Below are 24,373 nucleotides of genomic sequence, written 5' to 3'. Positions count from 1 at the left end.
TCGGGCGTTATGCTGTCTTCGGCGGCGCTGGCCGGTGCGGGAGGCGTTTCGCAGCCCGTATCGGAAGCGGGCGGGCATGAGCAGGCGCATTCCCTGCTCAATGTCTCCTACGACCCCACACGTGGGTTGTATGCGGATATCAGCCGGGCTTTTGTTTCCGGTTGGGAAAAAACGGCTCCTTCTGGCGATGCACTGGTGGTGCGCACCTCCAATGGCGGGTCTGGCGCACAGGCGCGCTCGGTGCTCGAAGGTGTGCCCGCTGATATCGTAAGCCTTGGCTTGTCGCGCGATATAGACCTGCTGACGCAATATGGTCTGATCAGCGCCGATTGGCGCACCCGCCTGCCACACGGGGCGGTGCCCTATACCAGCACTATTGTTTTTCTGGTGCGCAGGGGCAATCCGCTGGGTATCCATGACTGGCCGGACCTCGTGCGACCGGGGGTGCGGGTTGTAACCCCCAACCCCCGCACATCCGGTGGGGCGCGCTGGAACTACATGGCGGCCTGGGGGGCGGCGTTGCGCCGCTCTGGCGGGTCGGAGGCTGCGGCGCGGGCCTATATGCAGGCGTTGTTTCGCCATGTGCCAGTGCTCGATACCGGGGCGCGTGGGGCGACCAACACCTTTGTGCAGCGCGGCTTTGGTGATGTGCTGCTGGCATGGGAAAACGAGGCCCTGCTGGCCAGCCTGCAACTCGCCCCCGGACATTTCGAGATTATCGTGCCCTCACTGAGCATTCTGGCTGAGCCGCCTGTGGCGGTGGTGGATCGTAATGTCGAACGCCATGGCACGCGCGCTGTGGCGGAGGCTTATCTGCGCTACCTGTTTACCCCTGAAGGGCAGACCATTGGCGCGCGGCATTACTTCCGCCCGGTGGATGCGGCCTGCCTTGCGGCCAATAGGGAGCACTTTACGGATGTGCCTCTGTTTGACATCGCAAGCCTTGGGGGCTGGGGGGCTGCGCAGAAGAAGCACTTCGTCTCTGGCGGCCTGTTCGATCAGATAACCGCAGGCTGAGGAGAATCAGGCTGAAAGGGTTGCGGTATCGGCCTTGAAAGTTTCCACCGGCTTTCTGGCCCAGCGCCATGTGTTTAGCCCCAGTCGGGCCAGTTCACGGTGCATGATCATGATAGGCCAGTGGCCGGAGCCCTCGTAAGCCCCCATGCCGTCAGGGGCGGCCAGTCGCAGGGCCAGTGCTTCAACAATGGTAACGGAGCGGTGCCGCCCGCCCGAGCAGCCGATGGCGATGGTGGCGTATTTTTTGCCTTCCTGCACAAAGCGCGGCAGCACCAGACGCAGCATGGCGTGGATCTGCAGGAGAAACGGCGCGTAATCCGGGTCTGCGGCCACATACTCGGCTACATCGGCATCCAGCCCGGTTTTGGGGGCCAGCTCCGGCACGTAATGTGGGTTACGCAGAAAGCGCGCATCCAGCACGATATCCGCCTCGCGCGGCAGACCCGCAGGGTAGGCAAAGGACATCAGAGAGACGGTCAGCCCTTCGCCGCCTTCGCCTTCCCACGGGCTGAAACGGCTTTCTACAAAGCGGCGCAGTTCAGGCGGCGGCATGTCCGTGGTGTCGATCACAAGGTCGGCCGCAGCGCGCAGGGGGGCAGTGAGGGCAATTTCAGCCTCGATTCCCTCTGAAATGCTGCCATGAGGGGCCAGCGGGTGCCGCCTGCGGGTGGCGGTGTAACGGCGCAGCAGCACGTTTTCTTCCGCCGTGGCGTAAATCAGCTCTACCCGTAGCTGTGGGTTGAGCCGGAGCCTGCTCATGGCGTCCAGCACGGCGCGGGCATCAAACCCGCGGGTGCGCGAGTCCACGCCAATGGCCACCGGGCGCTCCGCACGGGCAACAATCTCATCGAGCATGCCTAAAGGCGGATTGTCGATCACCTCATGGTCGAGGTCTTCGAGAATCCGCAGAATGGATGATTTCCCTGCTCCGGAAAGACCGGAAACCAGCAGGATACGGCGCGGGGCTGATGTGTCATCCGCCGTATTCATCGGTTGGCATTCCTTTGAATTATAACCCGGTACGCAGCAGTTGGCATATGCGTGTTTGGTTTCTTATCATGCAGGAAACCGCGTTAACCATTCTACCGTGGTTTTTCATGTTTTGAGAGAAGATTGTGATCAGGTCAGCTATCACTTGATCACATTCGTTACCCGATCGGGACACTATCTGACTCATTAAAAAAAAAGAAAAATTTGCCGTTAGATCAAGGCTGGCTTACATCCTCAGCCCGTGATGACGAATAGCAAAAATACGCAGGGCAGGACAAAGGGTGCGCATAAGCCCCGTGTCCAGCATACTCAGGGTGGGCTGACATGCAGCGGCCTGAGGGCAACGGATTGTCAGGGGCAGGACGTGGTGGAGCAGTGCCGCCTTGCTCTGGAACAGGGTGCCGAACTGCTGGCGGAAGAGGGGCTGGCCATGCGTGATGTCACGCATTTTGCCTGCACCCTTGCCGACCCGGATGGCCTGATGTCGTGCCTGCCGGTTTTCAGGCAGTTTTTTCCCACTACCTCACCCTCCATGAGCTTCATGTGGCTCAAGGATACCGGTCGTACACGCGGTCCGGCCATTACCTGCTCGCTGAGCGTGCAGCGGGTGGATGAAATGGAACACGAGTTCGCCTGATAGCCTTACAGAGGGCATTATAAGCCAAGGGTTCAGGCTAGGCCGCCTAACCCTTCCAGTAGCGGGCGCAGGGTCTCGTTATCGGGGCGCCAGCGGCGCAGGGCCGAGCGATAAAGTGGTGTGCGTACTTGCGCCAGACTGGACGTGCGCACAATCCGGCGGCTTTCATGAAAACGCAGGCAGTCCGGGTTCCAGGGCAGGTCGCAATAGGCGATAATCCGCTGGGCCTGATGCGGCAGATCCTGCACGAGATCTTCATACCGCACGTTCAGGATCGTATCCGGTGGGAGTGTGCGCTCCCAATGGGCCATCAGGGCGCTATACTGCCGGTAGTAACGGCCCAGCTCTCCTAGATCGAACGCGAAATCGAGATGATCGAACGGGATCGAAAAGCAAGACAGGCAGGTATCGATCGGATCGCGCATGGTATGGATAATCCGTGCCCGCGGCCATAGCTGGTGGATAAGCCCGATATGGGCAAAATTATCCAGCATCTTATTGATCATCCGCAGGGGCGGTTCCGGCCTAGTCCAGTCCACGGCCTGAGCGTTCATCCGGCTCAGGTAGTCCTCGGCAGTGGCCAGACACTCCGCCTCACTCAACTGAGCAAAGGGCATGGGGTTTTTCCATGCGGGGCAGCGTTGGGCGGCATCCTTGAGGGTATCGGCCAGCGTGCTGACCTCTCCCGCACCGTAAGCATCCGGGTGGCTGGCGAGAATCTGCTCCACTAGCGTTGAGCCCGAGCGCGGCATGCCCACAATGAAGACCGGCTGGGTTGACGGGTGGCCTGTCTGGTGCAGCGCTTCCATGGCGGCGGTGGTAAAATGCTGGCTGACACGGCGCATGGCCCCGAGCATGGCATTTTCATCATAAGACAGGCTGGCCCGGCGCAGGGCGTTGGCCCGTAGAAAATGGCTGAACCCGTCCTGCGGTGCGCCGGTATCGCTCAGGGCCTTGCCGAGTGCGAAATGCAGGCTGGCCTGCCGTGACGGGTTGAAGCGGGATTCCTGTGCGGCAAGCTGGCGCAGGGCCGCCAGAGCCGGATCATCAGCGTCAGGCTTTGTAAGCGCACAAGGCCGAGATAGTGCGAAGGTTCGTCCGGCGCCAAAGCAATGGCCTGACGGAACTGTGCAGTAGCCTCATCAATCCGGCCCATTTCCTGTAGCACCACGGCCAGACAGGTGTTGAGCGAAGGTTCGTGCGGCATCAGGCTGTGGGCCTGTTCCAGTGCGCGCAGCGCCTGCTGGTGGTGGCCCTGTTTGCGTAGCAGCGCGCCGATTGCGGCATGCACCGCACCAAGGTTGGGGTGCCGTACCAGCACGGCGCGATAACAGGCTATGGCCTCGTCTATACGGTTCTGGCCAACCAGGTCTTCAACCTGCTGGCGCGCATGCTCCACATCGGGGGGGATGGCGGGAGCCTGTGTGCGGGCCGGGCTCTGCTGGGTGGCGGTATCAGTCACGACGTGGTGCAGAGCCTTGGGTGGGCGTGGCAGTGGTGTTGCGCGGGGCAGCAGGATGGTGAAGCACGCGCCGGTAACGGAGCCTTGCCGGTCGAGCAGGTTCTCCACATTGATCGTGCCGTGCAGGGCTTCAATGATCTGGCGGCTGATAGACAGGCCAAGCCCCGAATGCTGGCCGAAATTCTCATCTTTCGGGCGTTCGGAATAGAAGCGGTCAAAAATGGAATCGAGCTTGGCCTGCGGAATGCCCGGCCCTTCATCGGCCACGGAAATGCTCACCATTTTGCCGGTTTCGGCAGCGCTCAGCACGATGCGGCCATTGGGGGGCGAGAACGAAATGGCGTTGCCGATCAGGTTGCGCAGAACCTGCACCAGCCGGTCTTCCACCGCCAGCACACAGAGTGGTGATCGGGCACTTCCTGCGTGATGTTGGTGACGATGATAGGCTGCCCCTCCTGCCGGGTGGCTGATGAATTTCCGCCAGCACACCCAGCAGCGGCGCTATTTCTACCGGTGCGGCCTTGGCGCGGGACATTTCGGCATCCAGACGGCTGGCGTCCGAAATATCGGTAATCAGCCGGTCAAGGCGGCGCACATCGGCGTTGATGATGGTCAGCAGGCGGCGCTGCTGGTTCAGATCCTCGATCCTGAGCAGGGTTTCGATGGCGGAGCGGATGGAGGAGAGCGGGTTTTTGATTTCGTGGCTGACATCGGCGGCAAAGCGCTCGATCGCGTCCATGCGTTTCCACAAGGCCTGCGCGCTGGCCTGCAGAGCGCGTGCGAGGTCGCCAATTTCATCTCGCCGGGCAAGCAGGCGGGCGGGCACGGTGCCGGTGCGCCCTGTCGTATCGCGCATGACCTGAGCCGAGGCCGCAAGGCGCAGCAGAGGTCGCGCGATGGTGAGCGACAGATACCACGACAGCAGAACCGTCAGTACCAGCGCCATAAGAAACAGCGAGAGAATGGTGGAGCGGATGGTAAACAGTGAGCGGTCCACCTGCCAGGCCATGCGGGTGAGCTGCACCACTCCCACCGTCCAGCCATCATGCACGACCGGTTCGGCCACTGTAATTAGCAGGCGGCCCTGTGCCGTGCGGCGGATATAGGGCGGGGTTTCGGGCGCGGGTCTTCTCGTGGCGGGGGTCGCGGGGTCGCCATTGTCTTCCGGCGGGCCGGGGGGGTGGTCGGGCGTGTCTTCCTCATCCGTATCCAGCGTCACGATACGCGGATTGTGGCTGGCCCACAGCCAGGACAGAAAACGCTCATACGCGCTGGGGGCGGGCATGTTGATGGCCCGCGCATGATGGGTGGACGGCGAGAACGTGAGTGGGATGTCTGGCGCGTCTGAAATATCGATCAGATTATCGGCCACCAGTCGCCCGTCAGGCCCGAACAGACGGGCATGGGCGGCGGGGCTTGGTTCTGTCAGGCGTTGCAGCAGCGGGCGGGCCAGCGCGGTTTCCAGCGCGTAGTTCTTGTCCTGTCCCCCGCTGCTTATGCGGGGCGAGTGGGTGGCGCGCACGGCACTCTGCCCCAGCGCTCCGGCATAGATGCGGGCCTGCTCGCGTAGTCCCGAGACTTCGGAGGCCAGAAGCTGTTACGGAACTGGCCCAGAAACAGCACCGTAACGCCCAGCAGGGCAAGTGGGAGGATATTGACCAGCAGGATACGCCGCATGAGCGGCGAGACCAGACGCGTGCGTGACGCCTGATAGGCGGCGGTGGCCTCCACCCCTTTCTGGGGGCGTCTGCCGGGCACGCGCAGGTGGCGCAGCGAATCCACGCGGCGGGACAGCGGCGCCAGAAAGGGGGGCCGGTCTGTCATGTGTGCTGGTCAGTCCTCGCGGTAGCGGTAGCCGATACCGTACAGGGTTTCGATCTGGTTGAAATCATCATCAACCTGCCGGAATTTCTTGCGCACGCGCTTGATATGGCTGTCGATTGTCCGGTCATCCACATAAACCGTATCGCCATAGGCTGCATCGATAAGCTGGTCGCGTGATTTGACCAAGCCCGGACGCAGCGCCAGCGTTTTGACCAGCAGGAACTCGGTAACCGTCAGCGGTACGTCCTGTTCACGCCATGTGCATTTGTGGCGCAGCTCATCGAGCGAAAGATCGCCCCGCATCAGCGCGCCACCGGCGGGGGCACCGCTGGCTTCAGCCTTGCTGGCCTCGTTGCGGCGCAGTAGCGCGCGAATGCGCTCAAGGAGAAGCCGCTGCGAGAAAGGCTTTGTAATGTAGTCGTCCGCCCCGAGACGCAGCCCCATCAGCTGGTCCACTTCCTCGTTTTTGGAAGACAGGAAGATAACCGGCAGATTCGAACGGTTACGCAGGCGCTGCAAAAGCTCCATGCCGTCCATGCGGGGCATTTTGATATCCAGCACGGCCAGATCCACCGGGTAGGCGGTCAGCCCCTGCAGGGCTGCCTCGCCATCCGTGTAGGTACGGACATTGAATCCTTCGGCCTCAAGGGTCATCTGAACCGAGGTCAGGATGTTGCGGTCGTCATCAACCAGAGCAATTGTCTGCTTGGTGCGCTCTGTCATTGGTCTTGTTTTCCTTCCCGGCAACGGCGCGAGCGCGTCAGATTAGGCTTTGCAAGGGTGGCATGCCAAGGGGTAGCGGCTGAATGACACGCTTTTTTGCCCCTTGGGCGGCTGGTAGGCCGGTTCATGGGAGTTTCATGCGCGAGAGGTCTTGTCGGCGGCGGCGGCGTTGCTTACTTCTTTGGGCATGACGCACGATACAGACCCCTCACAGGTCGAGGCGCCGGTCGAGCCGGGCCAGGCCGAACAGTCCACCCCCAGGCAGGATGATGCCGCGCCGGGGACGGACGCTCGTATTGCAGAGCTTGAACAGTCCGCAACGGAGTTCAAGGAAAAATGGCTGCGCGCCGAGGCGGAGAACCAGAACCTTCTGGCCCGCGCCAAGCGCGATGTGGATGATGCCCGCCAGTACGCGGTGCAGAAATTCGCCCGGGACGTGGTGGAAGTGGCTGAAAACCTGCGCCGTGCGCTGGCTAGCCTGCCCCCCGCGCAGGAAGGCGAGGACGGCGTGCTGAGCAAGATGCGTGAAGGCATCGACAGCACCGAGCGTTCCTTTATTTCCATTCTTGAGCGCCACGGCATCCATTGCGAAGACCCCGCTGGCAAGCCTTTCGACGCCAACCATCATCAGGCCATGGCCGAGCAGCCCAGTGCCGAGCACACGCCCGGCACGGTCATGCAGGCATGGACGCCCACATGGACCCTGCATGGTCGTCTGCTCAAGCCGGCCATGGTTGTGGTGGCCAAGGCGCATGAAGGCGGACAGCAGGGCTAAAAAACCATCCGATGTTGGCTGGCGTGCCTTGAAAAAGGAAAAACGCCGCCATACATCAAGTTCAGTCGGTTCGTGCGGCTCCCATGGCGTAAGGCAGGGTGCAGGTGGCGGGCCGGTATAAAGATGCAAGAAGGGTTCCATCAGGTGCTTCGGGCCAGACGGAATCGCTGAAGGGAGAATACATGAGCAAGGTTATCGGTATCGATCTCGGCACGACCAACTCCTGCGTTGCCGTGCGTGAAGGCAACGAGACGAAGGTTATCGAGAACTCCGAGGGCGCGCGCACCACGCCGTCCATGGTCGCTTTCACCGAAGGTGGTGAAATGCTGGTGGGTCAGGCCGCCAAGCGTCAGGCCGTTACCAACCCGGCCAACACGCTTTACGCCGTCAAGCGCCTGATCGGGCGCCGCTTTGATGATGCGACCGTCCAGAAGGACAAGGGCATGGTGCCCTATTCCATCGTCAAGGGCGATAACGGCGATGCATGGGTTGAAGCCCGCGGCACCAAATACGCGCCGTCGCAGATTTCAGCCTTTGTTCTGGGCAAGATGAAAGAAACGGCCGAGGCCTATCTGGGCGAAAAGGTTACGCAGGCGGTCATTACCGTTCCCGCGTACTTTAACGACGCCCAGCGTCAGGCCACCAAGGATGCCGGCAAGATCGCGGGTCTTGAAGTCCTGCGTATCATCAACGAGCCGACTGCGGCAGCTCTGGCCTATGGTCTGGAAAAAAAGAGCGGCGGCACGGTTGCGGTATACGATCTGGGCGGCGGCACGTTCGACGTGTCCGTGCTTGAGATTTCCGATGGCGTGATCGAAGTTAAATCCACCAATGGTGACACCTTCCTGGGTGGTGAAGATTTCGACAACCGGGTGATCGCGTTCCTGGCTGACGAGTTCAAGCGCGAGCAGGGCATTGACCTGCGTTCCGACAAGCTGGCTCTCCAGCGCCTGAAGGAAGCCGCGGAAAAAGCCAAGATTGAGCTGTCTTCCTCCAAGGAAACGGAAATCAACCTGCCGTTCATCACGGCAGATGCGTCTGGCCCCAAGCATCTCGTGCTCAAGCTGACCCGCGCCAAGCTGGAAAGCCTGGTGGATGATCTGGTGCAGCGCACGCTCGAGCCCTGCAAGGCAGCCCTGAAGGATGCCGGTCTGTCTGCCTCGCAGATCGATGAAGTCATTCTGGTCGGCGGTATGACCCGCATGCCCAAGGTGATCGAAACGGTGAAGTCCTTCTTCGGCAAGGATCCGGCCCGTAACGTGAACCCCGATGAAGTCGTGGCCATTGGTGCGGCTATTCAGGGTGCGGTGCTCAAGGGCGACGTGAAAGACGTGCTGCTGCTTGATGTCACGCCGCTTTCGCTCGGTATTGAAACGCTGGGTGGTGTGTTCACCCGCCTGATCGACCGCAACACGACCATTCCGACCAAGAAGAGCCAGGTGTTCTCCACGGCGGAAGACAATCAGGGCGCGGTTACCATCAAGGTGTTCCAGGGCGAACGCGAAATGGCGGCTGATAACAAGCTGCTGGGCAACTTCGACCTGACCGGCATTCCGCCCGCACCGCGCGGCACGCCCCAGATTGAAGTCACGTTCGATATCGACGCCAACGGCATCGTGTCCGTGTCCGCCAAGGACAAGGCAACCGGCAAGGAACAGCAGATCAAGATCCAGGCTTCTGGTGGTCTGTCCGATTCCGATATCGACCAGATGGTGAAGGACGCCGAAGCTAACGCCGAAGCCGACAAGGCCAAGCGCGAACTGGTTGAAGCCCGCAACAATGCCGAAGCTCTGGTGCATCAGACTGAAAAGTCTCTGACGGATGCAGGCGACAAGGTTCCGGCTTCTGAAAAGACCGAAGCCGAAAGCGCTATTGCCGCCGTCAAGGCCGCTCTGGAAGGCACGGATGCGGAAGCACTCAAGAGTGCAACCGAACGCCTGACGCAGGCCGCCATGAAAGTGGGTGAAGCCGCTTACAAGGCAGCTCAGGAAGAAGAGGGTGCTGCGGCTTCCGGCGCTCCCAAGGCGGACGAACCCGAAATCGTCGATGCCGATTTCGAAGACGTGCACGACAACAAGAAGTCGTAAGCGGCGCAGGTTCCAGAAGGCGGCCATCCGTATGGCCGCCTGTCTTGCGCGTCCGGCGCCCGCTCTTTATGAAGCCGGGCGCCTTTTTACATTCAGGACAGTAAAGGCCGCGCCCGGCGTGGGGCGGCGCCACAAGGATAGCTCATGGCCACGCAGCTTGATTATTATGAAGTTCTTGAGGTTTCCCGGACAGCTTCGGCGGAGGAAATCAAGAAATCCTATCGCAGGCTGGCCATGCAATACCACCCCGACCGGAATCAGGGTGATGCGGATGCGGAAGCGCGGTTCAAGGAAATCAGCCACGCTTACGATATTCTGAAAGACGAGCAGAAGCGCTCTGCCTATGACCGCTTTGGCCATGCCGCGTTTGAAGGCGGCGGGGCTGGGCCGGGTGGGTTTGATTTCAGCGGCTTTGGCGGCGGTGGCGGCGGTCTGGGCGATATTTTCGAGCAGATGTTCGGGGATATGATGGGCCGCCGGGGCGGTGGTCAGGCCCGCAGTGGCAACGATATTCAGACTCATGTTGAAATCACGCTGGAAGAAGCGTTTTCAGGTGTGAAGAAGGATGTGCGGGTCATTACCCGAGTGGCCTGCGAAAGCTGTAACGGCAGCGGTTCGGAAACTGGTGCCTCAGGTGTGCAGACCTGTCCGAGCTGCCATGGCATAGGCAAGGTGCGGGCCCAGCAGGGCTTCTTTATTGTCGAGCGGCCATGCCCGACCTGCCATGGCACGGGGCGTTCGGTCAAAGACCCGTGCAAGGCCTGCCATGGCGAAGGTACGGTCGAGCGTGAACGCGTGGTGGAGGTTCAGGTGCCTGCCGGTGTGGAGGACGGTACCCGTATCCGCATGACCGGCAGTGGCGAGGCCGGAGCCAACGGTGTACCGCCGGGTGACCTGTATGTGCATGTGTCCGTGCTGGAGCATGGGCTGTTCCAGCGCGATGGCGCGAACATCTACTGCCGTGTGCCGCTGCGGATGGGGCAGGCGGCTCTGGGCACGGAAATCGAAGTGCCGGTGATCGACGGTAGCCGCGCCAATGTCAAAATTCCCGCAGGCACGCAGGGCGGCGCGCATTTCAGGCTCCGCGGCAAGGGGTTCTCGGTTCTGCGGTCTTCAGCGCGCGGGGATATGTATATTCAGGTCACGGTGGAAACACCGCAGCACCTGACCAAACGCCAGCGCGAACTGCTTGAGGAATTCGAGACCGAAGCGGGCGAGGACATCAAGCACAGCCCCGAACATACGGGCTTTTTCCGCCGTGTGCGTGACTTTTTCGAAGGTGGGGAATAACACGCATGCGGGTTGGTATTGCCGGTATTGGCGGGCGCGTAGGGCGACTGCTGGTGGAAGAGGTGCGCGCGGCGGGTCTGGATCTGTCGGGCGGCACCACGCGCAAGGTGCAGGATGTGGTATCGCCCTACCCCCTGTTTACGGATATCGCTGAACTGGCCGCCCTGAGCGATGTGATGATCGATTTTACCCATGCCGATACGGTGTGCGGGAATGCCCGTGTGCTGGCGCAGGCTGGCGTAGGTTGGGTGCTGGGCACAACGGGCCTGTCTGCCGAGCAGCAGGCAGCGGTTGATGAAGCGGCCCGGCAGATTGGCGTGGTGCATGCCGCCAATTTTTCACCCGGCGTTACGCTGGTGCAGCGTCTGGCCAGATGATGGGGCAGGCCCTGCCCGCGCAGAGCTACGATGCCGAAATTGTGGAAATGCACCACCGCCAGAAGGTGGATGCCCCATCAGGCACGGCGCTGGCCATCGGGCGCTCCGTAGCGCTGGGGCGTGGCGTGGTGCTGGAGGATGTGCGCGAAAGCGGGCGCGATGGGCATACCGGTCCCCGCAAGGCCGGAGCAATCGGCTTTGCGGCCTGCGGGGCGGGCAGATCGTAGGCGAGCACGAGGTTCTGTTTACCTCAGCGGATGAGCAGATCACTCTTACGCACCGGGCGTTCGACCGGCGTATTTTTGCAACCGGCGCCGTGCGTGCGGCTGGCTGGCTGTCCGGGCGTGTGCCCGGTTTATACGGCATGGAGGATGTTCTGGGCCTGCCACCGCTTTAGGCGGCAGAGCGCCTGAACGGGGCGGCGCAGGGCCGGACTGCGTGGCCAAATGGTAAATATCCTTGACCCGCGCTGTCTATCCCGTCATATCGTCCCGTCCCTTTCATGCAAGGGACATCCTCTGTTTCCTTTTCACTCACGTGGGGCAACGGCACCATTATGCGTAAAGACGGCGATTTTCTGTTTACTTCGGAATCCGTATCCGAAGGTCATCCCGACAAGGTTGCTGACCGGATCAGCGATACCGTTCTGGACGCGTATCTGGCGGCCGACCCGGAAGCACGTGTTGCCTGTGAAACACTGGTAACCACCAACCGCATCGTCCTCGCTGGTGAAGTGCGTGGCCCGGCTTCCGTGACATCGGAAAAGCTGATCGAGCTGGCGCGCGAAGCCGTGCGTGACATTGGTTACGATCAGGAGGGTTTCTCCTGGCGTCGTGCCGATGCCTCCAACTACCTGCATGCTCAGTCCGCTGACATAGCCGTAGGCGTGGACAGCACGGACGACAAGGACGAAGGCGCAGGCGATCAGGGTATCATGTTCGGGTACGCGTCCAATGAGACCGACACCCTCATGCCCGCTCCGCTGTATTATGCGCACCGCATCCTGCACACCATGCGCGACCTGCGTCGTGCTGGCGATGCCCGCGTGGCAGGCCTGCAGCCCGATGCCAAGAGCCAGGTGACCCTGCGTTATGTCAACGGTCGTCCCGTTGGTGCTACGTCTGTCGTTATTTCCACCCAGCATGATGAGGGTGTGGATCAGGCTGACCTGCGCCAGCGCCTGCTGGGCCTGACGCGCGATGTCCTGCCCGAAGCTGGATGCCGCCTGAAAACGAATTTTACGCGAACCCCACCGGTGTGTTCGTGATCGGTGGCCCCGATGGTGACTGCGGCCTGACCGGGCGCAAGATCATTGTGGACACCTACGGCGGTGCGGCTCCCCATGGTGGTGGCGCATTCTCCGGCAAGGACCCCACCAAGGTGGATCGTTCGGCTGCCTATGCCTGCCGTTATCTGGCGAAGAACGTTGTGGCGGCTGGTCTGGCTGACCGCTGCACCATCCAGCTTTCCTACGCTATCGGCGTTTCGCATCCGCTTTCCGTTTATGTCGATCTGGACGGAAGCGGGAACGATGTGGACGAAGTGCGTCTGGGCAACGTGCTGCGTGAGGTCATGGACCTGACGCCGCGCGGTATCCGCAAGCACCTGCGTCTGAACCGCCCGATCTATGCCCAGACATCGGCTTACGGTCACTTTGGCCGCACACCCGATGACGCGCGTGACGACTTTACGTGGGAACGCACGGATCTGGTTGACGCCCTGCGCAGCGCACTCAACCGCTAAGCTGAGAGAGCGCGTCTGTTCATGACGGAGGTCACAGGTCAGGCCGTGGGCGGCCAGCCGGAAACGGCGGAAGTCAAACCGCCACCCGAAAGGCTTTATGGTCGCCAGAGGGGGCACCCCCTGCGGCCCCGTCAGGAACGTCTGCTTGATGAAACGCTGCCGCGCCTGCGTTTCCCGCTTGAAAAAGCAGGAAACCCGGCAGCGGTATTCGGGCAGGAGCCCGAGCAGATCTGGCTTGAGGTCGGGTTTGGCGGGGGCGAGCATGTGCTGGCCCAGACGCAGGCCCACCCTCAGGTGGGCTATATTGCTTCCGAAGTTTTCCATAACGGTCTGTGTTCCCTGCTCACCAAGCTCGTGCCTGTCGGGCAGGAAGCAACGGCCCCCGTGCCGGACAGGCTGCGTCTGTGGGACGACGATGCACGGCTGGTGCTCAAGGCTCTGCCTGAGGCCAGTCTTGACCGTCTTTTCCTGATGTTCCCCGACCCGTGGCCCAAGGCCCGCCATGCCAAGCGGCGCTTCATGCACCCGCAGAACGTGGAGCTGGTGGCCCGTGCCCTCAAACCCGGTGCGGTATGGCGTGTCGCCAGTGACGACCCGACCTATCAGGCATGGGTAGGCGAGGTTATGGCCCAGCAGGACTGGTTTGATGCACCAGCCCTGCAACCGAGCGGCCTGAGGGCTGGTTTCCAACACGGTATGAGGCCAAGGCCATCGCGGCGGGCCGCCAGCCGTTGTACTGGACATTCACCCGTCGGTAACGGCGGGTTTGTTTTTTCTCACAGGCTGATTGCGCGCGCACGGTTCTGCGGTCGCTCAGCCGTTCCGTCTTTCCTGCTGTGCGAAAGGTCCCTCCATGAGCCAGACGACACTGCCAATCCGGCGTGCCCTTATTTCCGTTTCCGACAAGACAGGCCTGCTTGATCTGGCGCGTGCGCTGGCCGCGCAGGGAGCCGAAATCCTGTCCACAGGCGGGTCTGCCAAGGCACTGCGCGATGCAGGTGTGCCGGTCAGGGATGTGTCGGATTACACGGGATTTCCCGAAATTCTGGATGGCCGGGTCAAGACGCTGGTGCCCATGATCCATGGGGGTATTCTCGGCCGCCGTGACCTGCCTTCGCATCAGGCCCAGATGCGTGAGCATGGCATTGGCGAGATCGACCTCGTGGCGGTCAATCTCTACCCGTTTGAAAAGACCGTGGCATCCGGTGCGGATAGCGAAACCTGCATCGAAAACATCGATATCGGCGGCCCCGCCCTGATCCGTGCTGCCGCCAAAAACCATGCGCATGTCGTGGTGCTGACCGACCCGGCCCAGTATGCGGGCCTGATCGATGCGCTGGGCGATGGTGGCACCACGCTGGCCATGCGTACGGCTTATGCAGGTGCGGCCTATGCCCGCACGGCGGCCTATGATGCCGCCATTGCCACATGGTTTGCCCAGCAGGCGGGCGAGCCTCTGGCCGAGCGTTTTGCCCTGACCGGGCAGCGGGCTGAAACCCTGCGCTATGGTGAAAACCCGCACCAGCAGGCGGCTTTCTACCGTGATGGCAGCCAGCGCCCCGGCGTGGCCACAGCCGTGCAGGTGCAGGGCAAGGCGCTCTCTTACAATAACATCAACGATACGGATGCCGCGTTTGAGGCGGTGGCCGAGTTCGATGCTCCGGCCGTTGTGATTGTCAAACACGCCAACCCCTGCGGTGTCGCGGTTGGTTCCACCTGTCGGCAGCATGGGATCAGGCGCTGAAATGCGACCCGGTTTCCGCCTTTGGTGGCATTGTGGCGCTGAACCGTCCGCTGGATGCGGAAACGGCTGAAAAGATTTCAGCGATCTTTACCGAAGTCATTGTTGCGCCTGAGGCTGATGAAGCGGCTCAGGCGCTGCTGGCTCGCAAGAAAAACCTGCGTCTGCTGCTGACGGGCGGCCTGCCTGACCCGGCTGCCGCAGGGATTGTGGTGCGCTCCGTGGCGGGCGGTTTTCTGGCCCAGACCCGCGATGCCGGACGGATCGTGCCGTCTGAACTGAAAGTGGTGACAAAGCGCGCCCCTTCAGCTCAGGAAATGCAGGATCTGGTGTTTGCCTTCCGGGTTGCCAAGCACGTCAAGTCCAATGCCATTGTCTATGCCCGTGATGGAGCAACAGTGGGTGTTGGTGCCGGGCAGATGAGCCGCGTGGATTCAGCGCGTATCGCTGCCTTCAAGAGTGGCGAAGCCGCGCGTGCTGCCGGTCAGGACACGCCGCTGACCCATGGCTCGGTTGCTGCCTCCGATGCGTTCTTCCCGTTTGCTGACGGGCTTGAGGCCATTGTAGCGGCCGGTGCCACGGCGGTTATTCAGCCGGGTGGTTCAATCCGTGATGATGAAGTGATTGCCGCGGCCGATGCCGCAGGTATTGCCATGGTTCTGACCGGTATGCGTCATTTCCGTCACTGACACGCTTGCACCGCTCTTGCGGTCAGGGGGCTTCATAGCGGAAACTGGGGGGCGAATCCCGTGGCCTTGCCCCCCGCCCTGATTGCAGGGTGGTTTTCGACTGGTTGAATAATGCGCCCTGTGTTTTTTCTGCCCGCCTATGTGCTGGCGTGTTCTGCTGTTTTTACTCCTCTTGCCCATGCTCATGAGGGCAAGGCTACACACCATCATGCCGCTGCGGCCAAGCCCGCCCCGGCTCCCGCACCGGTAGCGCCTGCGCCTACAGGTGCCCGGGTAGGCTCTGTCTATGACCTGTCGGTGCTGCCGGTCTTTACCGGCAAGGTGTCGCAGTTCCTGCCGTCCACCCATGGCGGTATCAACGGTTTCATTCTTGAAGATGGCACGCAGGTTCTTGTCTCGGCTGAGCAGGGCCATGCTTTCGCAGGGCTGGTCAAACCCGGCGATACGGTGGAAATCCGGGGCCTGAAAGGCCAGACCCTGCCAATCCTGAGGGCTTTTCTGGTTACCAGCCCCCGTGGTCGCAGCGTGGAAGACAGCGTGATTTCCATGCCCAATCATTCAACGGAAATGCTGGCTGGCCCCGATCTTGTTCTGCATGGCCCCGTGTCGATGCCGCTTTACAACATGAGTGGCAAGCTGACGGGTGCTGTCTTGCAGGATCATTCGGTAATGTATCTCACACCGGCTGAAGCCACACGCTTTGCCGATCTGCTCAAGCCCGGCCAGACGGTTTATGCCGTTGGCAGTGGTAGTAATGGCGGGCTGGGTGTCGCTGTAGATGTGCGCGAAATCGGCCCTTCGCTTGAGGCGCTGACACCGGTTGCGGTTAACCAGCCTCCGCCGCCCGGCCCGGCGGCGGGCAGTGCCGCATATGATATTATTCCCGGTGCTGATACGCACGAGTAATACCGCAAGCCCAGAGCGGGCTAGATGATTAAATACGGGCGGCACTGAACCAAAGGCCGCTTCCAGCGTTAAAACAGGCGGTTAAACGATTTTCCAGCCGTGAAAGAGCGGCAGGGAAAAGCGCGGAGACAGGCCATGGTTCTGGTACGCTGGATACTGATTTTTCTGATTTGCGCGCTCATTGCTTCGCTGTTCGGTTTTCACGACATGGCGGCGGGCTTTTCGGAAATCGTTCGGGTTTTGCTATTTGTTTTTGTTGTGCTTCTGATCATCAGTCTCTTTTTCGGGCGAGGCTGACAGAGCATATGGCCAGCACCGGTGCATAACCGGGCTGGCCACAAGGTTTTTTCAGCTTTCGATCTGGCTGAAATCGGCAATCAGCCGCATCATACGCACAAGGCGCGAGAGCAGTTTCAGCCGGTTCAGGCGCAGGGCCGGTTCGGGCGCATTGACCGTTACCTGTTCGAAAAAGCTGTCCAGAGACTGGCGCAGGCTTGCGGCCTCGCGCATGGCATCGGTAAACAGCTCCTTCGCAAAAGCCGCTTCCACGGCGGGTTCCACCTTTTCCAGCGTGTTGAACAGGGCATGTTCTTCGGGCTGCTCAAACAGTGCTGCATCCGGCGTGCCTTCATGCGGGCCGTCTTTTTTGTCTTCTATCCGCAGAATATTGGCGGCGCGGCGGGTGGCGGTCAGCAGGTTCTGGCCGTCTTCCGTTTCCAGCATGGCTTGCAGGGCACCTGCGCGGGCCAGCAGGCGCACAATATCGGTATCCGTATTGTCTACGGAAATGGCTGCCAGACAGTCATGGCGTGCACCCTCGGAACGAAGCTGCACACGCAGGCGTTCGGCAATGAACTGTGGCAGCAGGTCAAGGTCAGGTGCATTGCGCAGGGAGTCCGGCAGGGCTTCCGCAGCAAAAGTGAACAGGCGGACAAGATCAAGCCGCAGGGTATTTTCACGGATCAGGCGGATAATCCCCAGTGCGGCGCGCCGCAGACCGAAGGGATCGCCCGAGCCTGAGGGTTTTTCACCCGCTGCAAAAAACGCGCACAGCATGTCGATCCGGTCGGCAAGGCCAACCACCACGGAAACCGGGGCGGTGGGTACGTTATCGCCCGGTCCTTTGGGGGTGTAATGCTCGCTAATGGCCTGCGCCACGCTGTCCGCCTCGCCATCGTGACGGGCATAATAGCCGCCCATGACGCCCTGTAGTTCGGGGAACTCGCCTACCATGCCGGTTGTCAGGTCGGTTTTGCACAAAAGGGCGGCGCGTTCACAGGCTTCGACCGGGGCACCTGTCATACCTGCCAGCAGCCCCGCCAGACGGGCAATGCGGCGGGCGCGCTCACCCAGCGAGCCCAGCTTGGCGTGGAAGGTTACGTTGTCCAGCGCAGGCAGGCGTGAGGCGAGCGTGTGCTTGCGGTCCAGATCCCAGAAATGGCGAGCATCGGCAAAACGGGCGCGCAGCACGCGCTCGTTACCCGCGACAATCAGCGCACCATCATCGGCGGGGATGATATTGGCTACAAAAGCAAAGCGTGGGGCTGCGGCACCATCGGAATCGCGCAGGGCGAAGTAGCGTTGGTTGACGCGCATGGAGACCTGCATGACCTCGGGCGGCAGTTCCATGAACTGTTCGTCAATCCGGCCCAGCATAGGCACCGGCCATTCCACCAGCCCGGCGACTTCATCCACCAGCCCGGTATCAGGCACGATCCGCAGACCTTCGGCGGTGGCGAGTTGCTCCAGTCCGGTTGCAATGGCCTCACGGCGGTCTTGCGCTTCCACCATCACGCGGCTCTGGAACAGGCTATCCTTCCATTGCGTGGCGTTGCTGACCGTGATCGTATCAGGGGCCATGAAGCGGTGGCCTTCGGTCAGGTTGGCGCTTTGCAGGCCGTGGCCGTTATCCTGCCCCTGAGCGAGCGAGACCGGTACGACCGCACCGTCCAGCAGGCACAGGATACGGCGTAGGGGGCGCACCCAAGTAAAGCTGCTGCCCTGTCCCCAGCGCATGGATTTGGGCCATGGGAAACGGCGCAGCAGGTCAGGCAGCACGGTTGCGATTTGGGTTGCTGCGTCTATCGCGGGTTCATCGCGTTCCAGCAGCCAGAAACCATCGCGCAGAACCAGCGCGTCCCGTGTGACACCGTGTTTGCGCGTAAAGCCTTCCAGCGCCTTGTCGGGAGCGCCTTCACGTGGGCCGCGTTCGCTGACAAGGCAACCGGGCACCTGTTCGGCCACGTTCAGCGTGGCGGCGATACGGCGCGGGCCGGTATAGGCGCGCAGGTCTGATGGGGCGAGGGGAGCCAGCGCATCGGCCAGCGCGTTCAGCAGGGTTTCACCGGCCTGCTGCTGCATGCGCGCGGGAATTTCTTCTGAAAACAGTTCAATCAGCAATTCGGGCATGGTGTTATTTGTCCTCGCCAGCCAGCCAGGTTTCGCAGCACAGTTTCGCCAGAGTACGCACGCGACCGATATAGGAGGCGCGTTCGCTCACGCTGATGACGCCACGGGCATCAAGCAGGTTGAACAGATGGCTGGCTTTCAGGCACTGGTCATAAGCGGGCTGGGCCACACCGGCTTCGGCCAGAGCCACGCTTTCCTTTTCCGCATCCGCAAAGTGGCGGAACAGCAGGTCTGTGTTGGCCAGTTCAAAGTTATGGCGTGAATAATCTTTTTCGGCGCGCAGGAAAACATCGCCATAAGTCAGGCCAGCGCCGTTGAAATCGAGGTCATAGACGTTTTCAACGCCCTGAACATACATGGCCAGACGTTCCAGCCCGTAGGTCAGTTCGGTTGAGGGCACGGTTACCGGAATACCGCCCACCTGCTGGAAATAGGTGAACTGGGTGACTTCCATGCCATCGCACCAGACTTCCCAACCCAGCCCCCATGCACCGATGGTCGGGTTTTCCCAGTCATCTTCAACAAAGCGGATATCGTGTCGGTCGGGGTCGATACCAATGGCGCGGTAGCTGTCGAGCAGCAGCTTCTGGCTTTCTTCGGGGGTGGGTTTGAGCAGTACCTGATACTGGTAATAATGCTGCAGGCGATTGGGGTTTTCACCGTAGCGTCCGTCTGACGGGCGGCGGCAGGGCTGCACATAGGCCGCGCGCCACGGCTTGTCGCCCAGAGCCCGCAGGGTGGTGTGGGGGGCCAGTGTACCTGCGCCCACCTCGGTATCATACGGCTGAAGAATGGCGCATCCCTGCGCAGACCAGAACTGGTGCAGGGTCAGGATCAGGTCCTGAAAGGAGAGAGGTCGCTCTGAAGGGCGGGGAGGCGCCGGAACCATGGTCAGGATGAAACTCCGCAAGGGTGACTGGGTCATTCCCCATGGCCGTTCCCGCCGGGCGGGTCTGGCTTGGGGTCTATGTGGTGGCCACCATACAGGCCCCGCGCCGGAACCGGAAGAGAACCCGTGGCGTTGGGGGGCTTATGGCCCTTGTAACGGGGTTGTGTCCTTGCCACATCTTGGCCAGAGTGACCCGCTATCAAATGTCCTGATAGGGGGCTGCATCATGCAAAACCCCCTATGGCAGGGCCGGGATCGGACGCCCGCAAGGGCAGGAAGGGATGGAATGACCAACGAAGAACGCGATCTTATCGAGAAATTCTTTGCCCGTGTGGGTGGTGCATCGCAGGGTGGCTTTGCCAGCGTGCCCGGCACACAGCCCAACCTGCCCGCAGTAGATATGCAGGCCGACCAGCTTATTGCTCAGGAATTCCAGAAATATCCTGAAGCACGGTACCGCGTAACCCAGATGGCGGTTGTGCAGGAAGTGGCGCTGGTGCAGGCCCAGAATCGGATCCAGCAGCTTCAGGCCCAGTTGCAGCAGGCCCAGCAGGCTTTGCAGGCGGCACAGCAGTCTGCTCCCCAGAAATCTGGTGGTTTTCTGGGTGGGCTGTTCGGTGGTGGGCAGTCTGCCCAGCCGCAGGCAGCGCCCCCGCCGGGTTGGGGTGGTGCGGCCCAGCAGATGCCCCCGCCGATGCAGGCCCAGTCCATGCCGTATGGCGCACGCCCCAGCATGTTTCAGGGCGGCTCTGGTTTTCTTGGCAGTGCGCTTACAACCGCGACCGGCGTTGCCGGTGGCATGCTGGCAGCCAATGCGCTGACAGGCCTGTTCAGCGGGCATCATGATATGGGGGGCTCGGGTTTTGGCAGCGGCGTGGCGCCGGGTAGCGAGACCATCATCAACAACTATGGTGATAATTCGGACCCGTTTGGTGGGGCTGGTACAACGGCTGATCAGGATTTCAGCGCTGGGGGCGATAGCTGGGGGGATTCCGGCGGTGACTGGGGCGGAGACGACCAGAGCTTCTGAACGTATCGATCCCTGAGGTCTTTACGGCGCGGGAAGGTTAAACCTTCCCGCGCTTTTTTTATGGGCAGAAGCGACGCTTTACTCTGCGGATGTTTCGTCGCTCATGGATGTGATCAGATCGAGGATTTTCTTGCGCAGGGCAGGCTGCGGAATTCGGTAATAGGCGCGGACCAGTTCCAGTGTTTCCTTGCGTGAGAGCAGAGCCTGATCTTCCGAGCCGGTGCAGGCTGCGGATTGCTGGGCCTTGTTGAACGGGGGCCGCTGGTCTGCAACTTCCATGGCAGGGTGCGATGGCGTGTGGCTGAAGGTCTGCCGCCCGCTACCCATGTCATCAAAAAAGAAGCTGATCGGCACATCAAGGATGCTGGCGATATGGTACAGGCGCGAAGCCCCGACACGGTTGGCCCCGCGTTCATATTTCTGAATCTGCTGGAATGTGATGCCGAGTGCCTCGCCCAGTTTTTCCTGGGACAGGCCAAGCTGGGTTCGGCGCAGCCGGATGCGGCTGCCCACATGAAGATCAATCCCGCCTGATTGTAACGTGGGTGTGACACTGCGTGTCGTAATTTTGTCGACTGCGGTCACGATGGAAACGTTTCCCTCTGAGGAACAGGTGACGAAGGGAAGGTCACAATTTTCACGATAAAGCTGTTTATAGATGAAATCACGACCACCGCCAGCGCAAGTTACAGCAAGGAAGATGAAGGATTGGTAATAACGTCGCTGGAATAAAAGAAATTCTCGAATTTCTGTTCATTTAGCGCTTTTTTTGCGGTTTCTGATACGACTGATACAGACAACGAGCAGTATAATGCACGCACTTAGGGGAATGGTCTGGCCATACAGGCCAAAAAGCGTAGCGGGCAGAGGGGCAGGGAGTGGCACAGCGAAGGCTGCGGTGCGGTTCCAGCCCAGACTGTGCAGCAGGTGACCCCGCCCGTCATAAACGGCGGAAATACCGGTATTGGCGGCGCGTGCAATCGGCAGACCTTCTTCAACAGCCCGTAGTCGGACTGAGGCCAGGTGCTGCCGTGGTCCGGCACTATTTCCAAACCACGCATCATTGGTGATATTGGCCAGCCAGCGGGGGCGGTCATGGTGGTCTGTCACGTCCCCTGAAAAGATCACCTCGTAGCAGATCAGCGGCCCGACAGGGGGGAGGCCACGCAGGTGCAGGGTGCGGGGGCCGGGGCCTGAGGCCATACCGCCTTGCGGTACGATCTGAAGAGGGATGAAAGGCGGCTGGTATTCACCAAACGGCACAAGCCGTGCCTTGTCGTAAAAATCTTCCACAGTGCCATCGGGGGCGAGGGCCAGCATGGCATTGCGGTATCGGCCCTGCTCATCCACACGCAGTGCACCAATCAGCCCGGCTTCGGCACCACTCCCCCAACGCATGATGATCGCACGGGCCTGCGGGCTGTCCTGTAGCAGATCGTAACCGGGGAAGGATGTTTCAGGCCACAGGAAGACAATCGGCCTGCCAGTATTTTCCGGTTCCGCATCGGCCGGGTTTTCAGGGGCGGGGGGGCGGTGATCAAGGGCGAGCGCCTGCTGCACGCCGTCATGGGTCAGGCGCAGATAACGCAGGAAAATATCGCGCGGGTTCAGGCGGCCGACCTTTTCGGTTTCCGGCACATTGCCCTGCGCGATCACGGCAATCGGCCCTTCTTCTCCACTTGGGGTGACGGTGTAGAAACGTACGGCCCCCACCATGGCCCAGACCAACACGGCAGCGGCACCACCACCCAGAATCAATGCATGGATACGGGGTGACAGGAGGCTACCACGCAGGCAGGCAACGCCCGCTAGTGTGCTGAGCAGGACAAGGCACAGGGTCAGCCCGTCTTCGCCTACCCATGCGGCAGGCTGGATCAGGATATCCCCCACCACGCCGGGGATGGCCAGACAACTGCCCAGAGCGTTCCATGTGAAACCACTGAACAGGAAACTGCGGCTCATATCCGCCAGTGTCCACAGGGCGGCAAAGGCGCCAAGCCGCCTGACACCCGGCGGGGCGAGCAGGCTGAGCGCTGCGGGTGCTGCTGCTGTGGGAGCCAGAATCAGGGCGCATCCCAATGAGGGGAAGGGTACGAACCACCAAAATTCGTCAGCACGGATCAGCACGGCATGAATGAGCCAGTACAGCCCGGCAGCGTAAAAGCCAAAGCCGAACAGGCCACCCGCCCACGCGGCGCGCTTCCAGCTTGTCGCTGTATTGAGCGTTTTACCCAGTAGGCCAAAACTGAACAGCAAAACAGGCAGGAAATGCACTGGTGGCAGAGCCAGTGCGGCAAGCACGCCCAAGCCCAGCATACGGCCTGTAAAACGCAGGGAGGTAGGGGTAAAACAGGTCCTTACGGACGGCGGGAGGAAAAACCTCGGCAGACGCATGGATAAAAGTCGCCTGTAGATAAAAGGGCCGTGCGCAAAGAGTAATGGTCAGGGGCGGCGTAAGGCACGATTCGCCGCCCCTGTGGCACTTCAGTCCAGTGCGTCGCGCAGGCGGCGTTCATAATGGCGGTAATATTTGTCCGCCAGAAGTTCGCTCTTTACCAGAATGGCTACGTCCGTGGTGTTGAACTGGGGGTCGATTACCGCACCATCACCAATATAACCCCCCAGACGCAAATACCCTTTGATAAGAGGGGGAAGCCCAACAAGGCATTTGCGCACATTCAGGGTATGCGGGTCGGTACGCAGCATTTCCACCCGGCGATCTTCCAGAGCCTAACACGCAGGGCCGGAGGGGCCAGATGGTTGTGGTAGAGATAGGTCAACTCATCGGCAATGCGGTCTGGGTCGGTGCCGGGCAGGCTGGCACAACCAAACAGCAGGTCGATGCGATGCAGGAAAATATACGAGGCAATGCCACGCCATAGAAGCTGCATGGCGGCACGGCCGCGATAGTTTTTGTCTACGCAGGAACGCCCGACCTCAAGCAGCCTGCCGGGAAAATCCTGCAACGGCGTGATGTCGTATTCGCTGGAGGAATAAAAACGCCCGATGCGTTCAGCGGCATCGCTCTGGACTAGACGGTAGGTGCCAACAACGCCCCGCTCGTCCGAGGCGATTGCATTGTCGATCACCAGCAGGTGGTCAGCAACAGCGTCGAATTCGTCAATATCGCGTTTGAGTCGGAGGGTCTGAGCATCGGGGTGCGCACCCATTTCCTCGTAAAATACCCGGTAACGCAGCGCCTGAGCGGCTTCGCGCTCGGCATCGGTTTCCGCAATACGGACACTCAGGCTGCCGCCGTGCAGTTCGGGAAAGCTGCTACGGTCCAGATCCAGTGTGGACAGGCCGCCGCCACTGGCGCGTGCGGAACTCATGTCGTCTCTCCCTTGCGGTGCGGTGCCGCAGCACCCGCGGCCGGCTTCTTTTTCTTGCCGAACAGTTCAAGGCGCAGGGAAACGAACTCGAAACCGAGACGGTCGGCCATTTTGCGCATGAGTTCTTCGGGCTCGGGGTCTTCGAACTCGATCACCCGGCCATTATCCACATCAATCAGATGGTAATGGTGCCGTCCGTGCTCGGTGGCTTCATAGCGGGCGCGGCCCCCGCCGAAATCACGGCGCTCCAGAATTCCTTTTTCTTCCAGAAGGCGCACCGTACGGTAAACGGTTGCCACTGAAATACGGGAATCAAGGCTGAGTGCGCGGCGGTAAAGCTCTTCCACATCGGGGTGATCGTCGGCTTCGGAAAGCACGCGCGCGATCACTCGCCGTTGGCCTGTCATTTTCAGGCCATGTTCCACACACAATTGCTCGATACGTGATTCTGC

The 24,373-nt window shown here is 61.1% G+C and carries 17 protein-coding genes and 6 pseudogenes; 12 read left to right on the top strand and 11 right to left on the bottom strand.

What is annotated here, in order from left to right; genetic code table 11:
* The first annotated feature begins 9 nt into the window (after positions 1 to 9).
* Complete coding sequence (locus JCM25143_RS05160; protein WP_081773478.1) at positions 10 to 1,017, top strand: sulfate ABC transporter substrate-binding protein; 1,008 nt, start codon at positions 10 to 12, stop codon at positions 1,015 to 1,017.
* A 6-nt stretch (positions 1,018 to 1,023) separates the two neighbouring features.
* On the opposite strand, the gene rapZ is transcribed toward JCM25143_RS05160, so the two are convergent.
* On the bottom strand, positions 1,024 to 2,007 hold the full coding sequence (gene rapZ / locus JCM25143_RS05155; RefSeq protein ID WP_025860262.1) for an RNase adapter RapZ: 984 nt from the start codon (positions 2,005 to 2,007) through the stop codon (positions 1,024 to 1,026).
* 244 nt (positions 2,008 to 2,251) lie between these two features.
* On the opposite strand from rapZ, the gene JCM25143_RS05150 reads away from it, so the two are divergent.
* Positions 2,252 to 2,644 carry a RidA family protein gene (locus JCM25143_RS05150; protein ID WP_025860261.1) on the top strand — a complete coding sequence of 131 codons (393 nt, stop codon included), beginning with the start codon at positions 2,252 to 2,254 and terminating at the stop codon, positions 2,642 to 2,644.
* A gap of 32 nt (positions 2,645 to 2,676) precedes the next feature.
* Here JCM25143_RS05150 and JCM25143_RS17050 read toward each other — a convergent pair whose 3' ends face one another.
* The 4 genes and pseudogenes from JCM25143_RS17050 to JCM25143_RS05135 all read right to left on the bottom strand — a co-directional run bounded on the left by JCM25143_RS17050 (position 2,677) and on the right by JCM25143_RS05135 (position 6,653).
* Complete coding sequence (locus tag JCM25143_RS17050) at positions 2,677 to 3,501, bottom strand: sulfotransferase family protein (protein WP_051542931.1); 825 nt, start codon at positions 3,499 to 3,501, stop codon at positions 2,677 to 2,679.
* Positions 3,502 to 3,590: 89 nt separating this feature from the next.
* The gene (locus JCM25143_RS23515; RefSeq protein WP_267879917.1) at positions 3,591 to 4,043 is read right to left on the bottom strand and encodes a tetratricopeptide repeat protein; all 453 of its coding nucleotides are present in this window, start codon (positions 4,041 to 4,043) and stop codon (positions 3,591 to 3,593) included.
* Between the two features lie 105 nt (positions 4,044 to 4,148).
* Positions 4,149 to 5,930 (bottom strand): annotated as a pseudogene (locus JCM25143_RS17045) (ATP-binding protein); the annotation flags it as partial.
* Between the two features lie 9 nt (positions 5,931 to 5,939).
* Positions 5,940 to 6,653: a response regulator transcription factor gene (locus JCM25143_RS05135; protein ID WP_025860260.1), complete on the bottom strand. Its 714-nt coding sequence runs from the start codon at positions 6,651 to 6,653 to the stop codon at positions 5,940 to 5,942.
* A 187-nt stretch (positions 6,654 to 6,840) separates the two neighbouring features.
* Here JCM25143_RS05135 and JCM25143_RS05130 point away from each other — a divergent pair, with 187 nt between their 5' ends.
* The 9 genes and pseudogenes from JCM25143_RS05130 (at position 6,841) to JCM25143_RS21355 (ending at position 16,558) form a co-directional block, all read left to right on the top strand.
* The gene (locus JCM25143_RS05130) at positions 6,841 to 7,428 is read left to right on the top strand and encodes a nucleotide exchange factor GrpE (RefSeq protein WP_025860259.1); all 588 of its coding nucleotides are present in this window, start codon (positions 6,841 to 6,843) and stop codon (positions 7,426 to 7,428) included.
* 182 nt (positions 7,429 to 7,610) lie between these two features.
* A complete protein-coding gene (dnaK, locus tag JCM25143_RS05125) occupies positions 7,611 to 9,515 on the top strand; it encodes a molecular chaperone DnaK (RefSeq protein ID WP_025860258.1) in 1,905 nt (634 codons plus the stop codon).
* Positions 9,516 to 9,659: 144 nt separating this feature from the next.
* Positions 9,660 to 10,805 carry a molecular chaperone DnaJ gene (dnaJ, locus tag JCM25143_RS05120; protein ID WP_025860257.1) on the top strand — a complete coding sequence of 382 codons (1,146 nt, stop codon included), beginning with the start codon at positions 9,660 to 9,662 and terminating at the stop codon, positions 10,803 to 10,805.
* 5 nt (positions 10,806 to 10,810) lie between these two features.
* A pseudogene (gene dapB / locus JCM25143_RS17040) lies at positions 10,811 to 11,579 on the top strand (4-hydroxy-tetrahydrodipicolinate reductase).
* 159 nt (positions 11,580 to 11,738) lie between these two features.
* Positions 11,739 to 12,925: pseudogene (gene metK, locus JCM25143_RS17035) on the top strand (methionine adenosyltransferase).
* A gap of 21 nt (positions 12,926 to 12,946) precedes the next feature.
* A pseudogene (gene trmB, locus JCM25143_RS17030) lies at positions 12,947 to 13,683 on the top strand (tRNA (guanine(46)-N(7))-methyltransferase TrmB).
* Between the two features lie 95 nt (positions 13,684 to 13,778).
* Positions 13,779 to 15,355, top strand: a pseudogene (purH, locus tag JCM25143_RS17025) (bifunctional phosphoribosylaminoimidazolecarboxamide formyltransferase/IMP cyclohydrolase).
* Between the two features lie 111 nt (positions 15,356 to 15,466).
* Positions 15,467 to 16,261, top strand: coding sequence for a hypothetical protein (locus JCM25143_RS05095; RefSeq protein WP_025860256.1), 795 nt, complete (start codon positions 15,467 to 15,469; stop codon positions 16,259 to 16,261).
* A 135-nt stretch (positions 16,262 to 16,396) separates the two neighbouring features.
* Positions 16,397 to 16,558: a DUF1328 family protein gene (locus tag JCM25143_RS21355; protein ID WP_025860255.1), complete on the top strand. Its 162-nt coding sequence runs from the start codon at positions 16,397 to 16,399 to the stop codon at positions 16,556 to 16,558.
* Between the two features lie 51 nt (positions 16,559 to 16,609).
* Here the strand turns inward: JCM25143_RS21355 and glyS are convergent, their stop codons facing one another.
* Together glyS and JCM25143_RS05080 are read right to left on the bottom strand one after the other, a co-directional pair.
* Entirely contained in the window at positions 16,610 to 18,670 is a 2,061-nt protein-coding gene (glyS, locus tag JCM25143_RS05085; protein ID WP_025860254.1) for a glycine--tRNA ligase subunit beta, read from the bottom strand.
* Positions 18,671 to 18,674: 4 nt separating this feature from the next.
* Positions 18,675 to 19,559, bottom strand: coding sequence for a glycine--tRNA ligase subunit alpha (locus JCM25143_RS05080; protein WP_025860253.1), 885 nt, complete (start codon positions 19,557 to 19,559; stop codon positions 18,675 to 18,677).
* 286 nt (positions 19,560 to 19,845) lie between these two features.
* Between JCM25143_RS05080 and JCM25143_RS05075 the strand changes: the two genes are divergently transcribed.
* Positions 19,846 to 20,589 (top strand): DUF2076 domain-containing protein, encoded by a 744-nt coding sequence (locus JCM25143_RS05075; RefSeq protein ID WP_025860252.1) that lies wholly within the window; start codon positions 19,846 to 19,848, stop codon positions 20,587 to 20,589.
* A 78-nt stretch (positions 20,590 to 20,667) separates the two neighbouring features.
* Here JCM25143_RS05075 and JCM25143_RS05070 read toward each other — a convergent pair whose 3' ends face one another.
* The 4 genes and pseudogenes from JCM25143_RS05070 to JCM25143_RS05055 form a co-directional block, all read right to left on the bottom strand.
* Positions 20,668 to 21,174: a helix-turn-helix domain-containing protein gene (locus JCM25143_RS05070; protein ID WP_025860251.1), complete on the bottom strand. Its 507-nt coding sequence runs from the start codon at positions 21,172 to 21,174 to the stop codon at positions 20,668 to 20,670.
* A gap of 168 nt (positions 21,175 to 21,342) precedes the next feature.
* On the bottom strand, positions 21,343 to 22,983 hold the full coding sequence (gene lnt, locus JCM25143_RS05065) for an apolipoprotein N-acyltransferase (protein WP_025860250.1): 1,641 nt from the start codon (positions 22,981 to 22,983) through the stop codon (positions 21,343 to 21,345).
* A gap of 90 nt (positions 22,984 to 23,073) precedes the next feature.
* A pseudogene (locus tag JCM25143_RS17020) lies at positions 23,074 to 23,921 on the bottom strand (GNAT family N-acetyltransferase).
* Positions 23,918 to 24,328: a Fur family transcriptional regulator gene (locus JCM25143_RS05055; protein ID WP_035370507.1), complete on the bottom strand. Its 411-nt coding sequence runs from the start codon at positions 24,326 to 24,328 to the stop codon at positions 23,918 to 23,920. Before JCM25143_RS05055 ends, JCM25143_RS17020 begins: the two are co-directional and overlap by 4 nt.
* Between the last annotated feature and the right edge of the window lie 45 nt (positions 24,329 to 24,373).

The sequence above is a fragment of the Acetobacter papayae JCM 25143 genome (genome assembly GCF_000613285.1).
In the GTDB taxonomy this organism is placed as follows: domain Bacteria; phylum Pseudomonadota; class Alphaproteobacteria; order Acetobacterales; family Acetobacteraceae; genus Acetobacter; species Acetobacter papayae.
The sequence above is the reverse complement of the archived record's forward strand: the minus strand, read 5'-3'. Positions and strand labels throughout refer to the sequence as shown.

What these genes read in the sequence shown, in the direction of transcription:
- JCM25143_RS05095 (WP_025860256.1), top strand. Translation starts at nt 15,467, where the DNA reads ATGCGCCCTGTGTTTTTTCTGCCCGCCTATGTGCTGGCGTGTTCTGCT.
- dnaJ (WP_025860257.1), top strand. Translation starts at nt 9,660, where the DNA reads ATGGCCACGCAGCTTGATTATTATGAAGTTCTTGAGGTTTCCCGGACA.
- JCM25143_RS05130 (WP_025860259.1), top strand. Translation starts at nt 6,841, where the DNA reads ATGACGCACGATACAGACCCCTCACAGGTCGAGGCGCCGGTCGAGCCG.
- JCM25143_RS17050 (WP_051542931.1), bottom strand. Translation starts at nt 3,501, where the DNA reads ATGCTCGGGGCCATGCGCCGTGTCAGCCAGCATTTTACCACCGCCGCC.
- JCM25143_RS05135 (WP_025860260.1), bottom strand. Translation starts at nt 6,653, where the DNA reads ATGACAGAGCGCACCAAGCAGACAATTGCTCTGGTTGATGACGACCGC.
- JCM25143_RS05150 (WP_025860261.1), top strand. Translation starts at nt 2,252, where the DNA reads ATGACGAATAGCAAAAATACGCAGGGCAGGACAAAGGGTGCGCATAAG.
- dnaK (WP_025860258.1), top strand. Translation starts at nt 7,611, where the DNA reads ATGAGCAAGGTTATCGGTATCGATCTCGGCACGACCAACTCCTGCGTT.
- JCM25143_RS05160 (WP_081773478.1), top strand. Translation starts at nt 10, where the DNA reads ATGCTGTCTTCGGCGGCGCTGGCCGGTGCGGGAGGCGTTTCGCAGCCC.
- glyS (WP_025860254.1), bottom strand. Translation starts at nt 18,670, where the DNA reads ATGCCCGAATTGCTGATTGAACTGTTTTCAGAAGAAATTCCCGCGCGC.
- lnt (WP_025860250.1), bottom strand. Translation starts at nt 22,983, where the DNA reads ATGCGTCTGCCGAGGTTTTTCCTCCCGCCGTCCGTAAGGACCTGTTTT.
- JCM25143_RS05075 (WP_025860252.1), top strand. Translation starts at nt 19,846, where the DNA reads ATGACCAACGAAGAACGCGATCTTATCGAGAAATTCTTTGCCCGTGTG.
- rapZ (WP_025860262.1), bottom strand. Translation starts at nt 2,007, where the DNA reads ATGAATACGGCGGATGACACATCAGCCCCGCGCCGTATCCTGCTGGTT.
- JCM25143_RS05080 (WP_025860253.1), bottom strand. Translation starts at nt 19,559, where the DNA reads ATGGTTCCGGCGCCTCCCCGCCCTTCAGAGCGACCTCTCTCCTTTCAG.
- JCM25143_RS21355 (WP_025860255.1), top strand. Translation starts at nt 16,397, where the DNA reads ATGGTTCTGGTACGCTGGATACTGATTTTTCTGATTTGCGCGCTCATT.
- JCM25143_RS05055 (WP_035370507.1), bottom strand. Translation starts at nt 24,328, where the DNA reads ATGACAGGCCAACGGCGAGTGATCGCGCGCGTGCTTTCCGAAGCCGAC.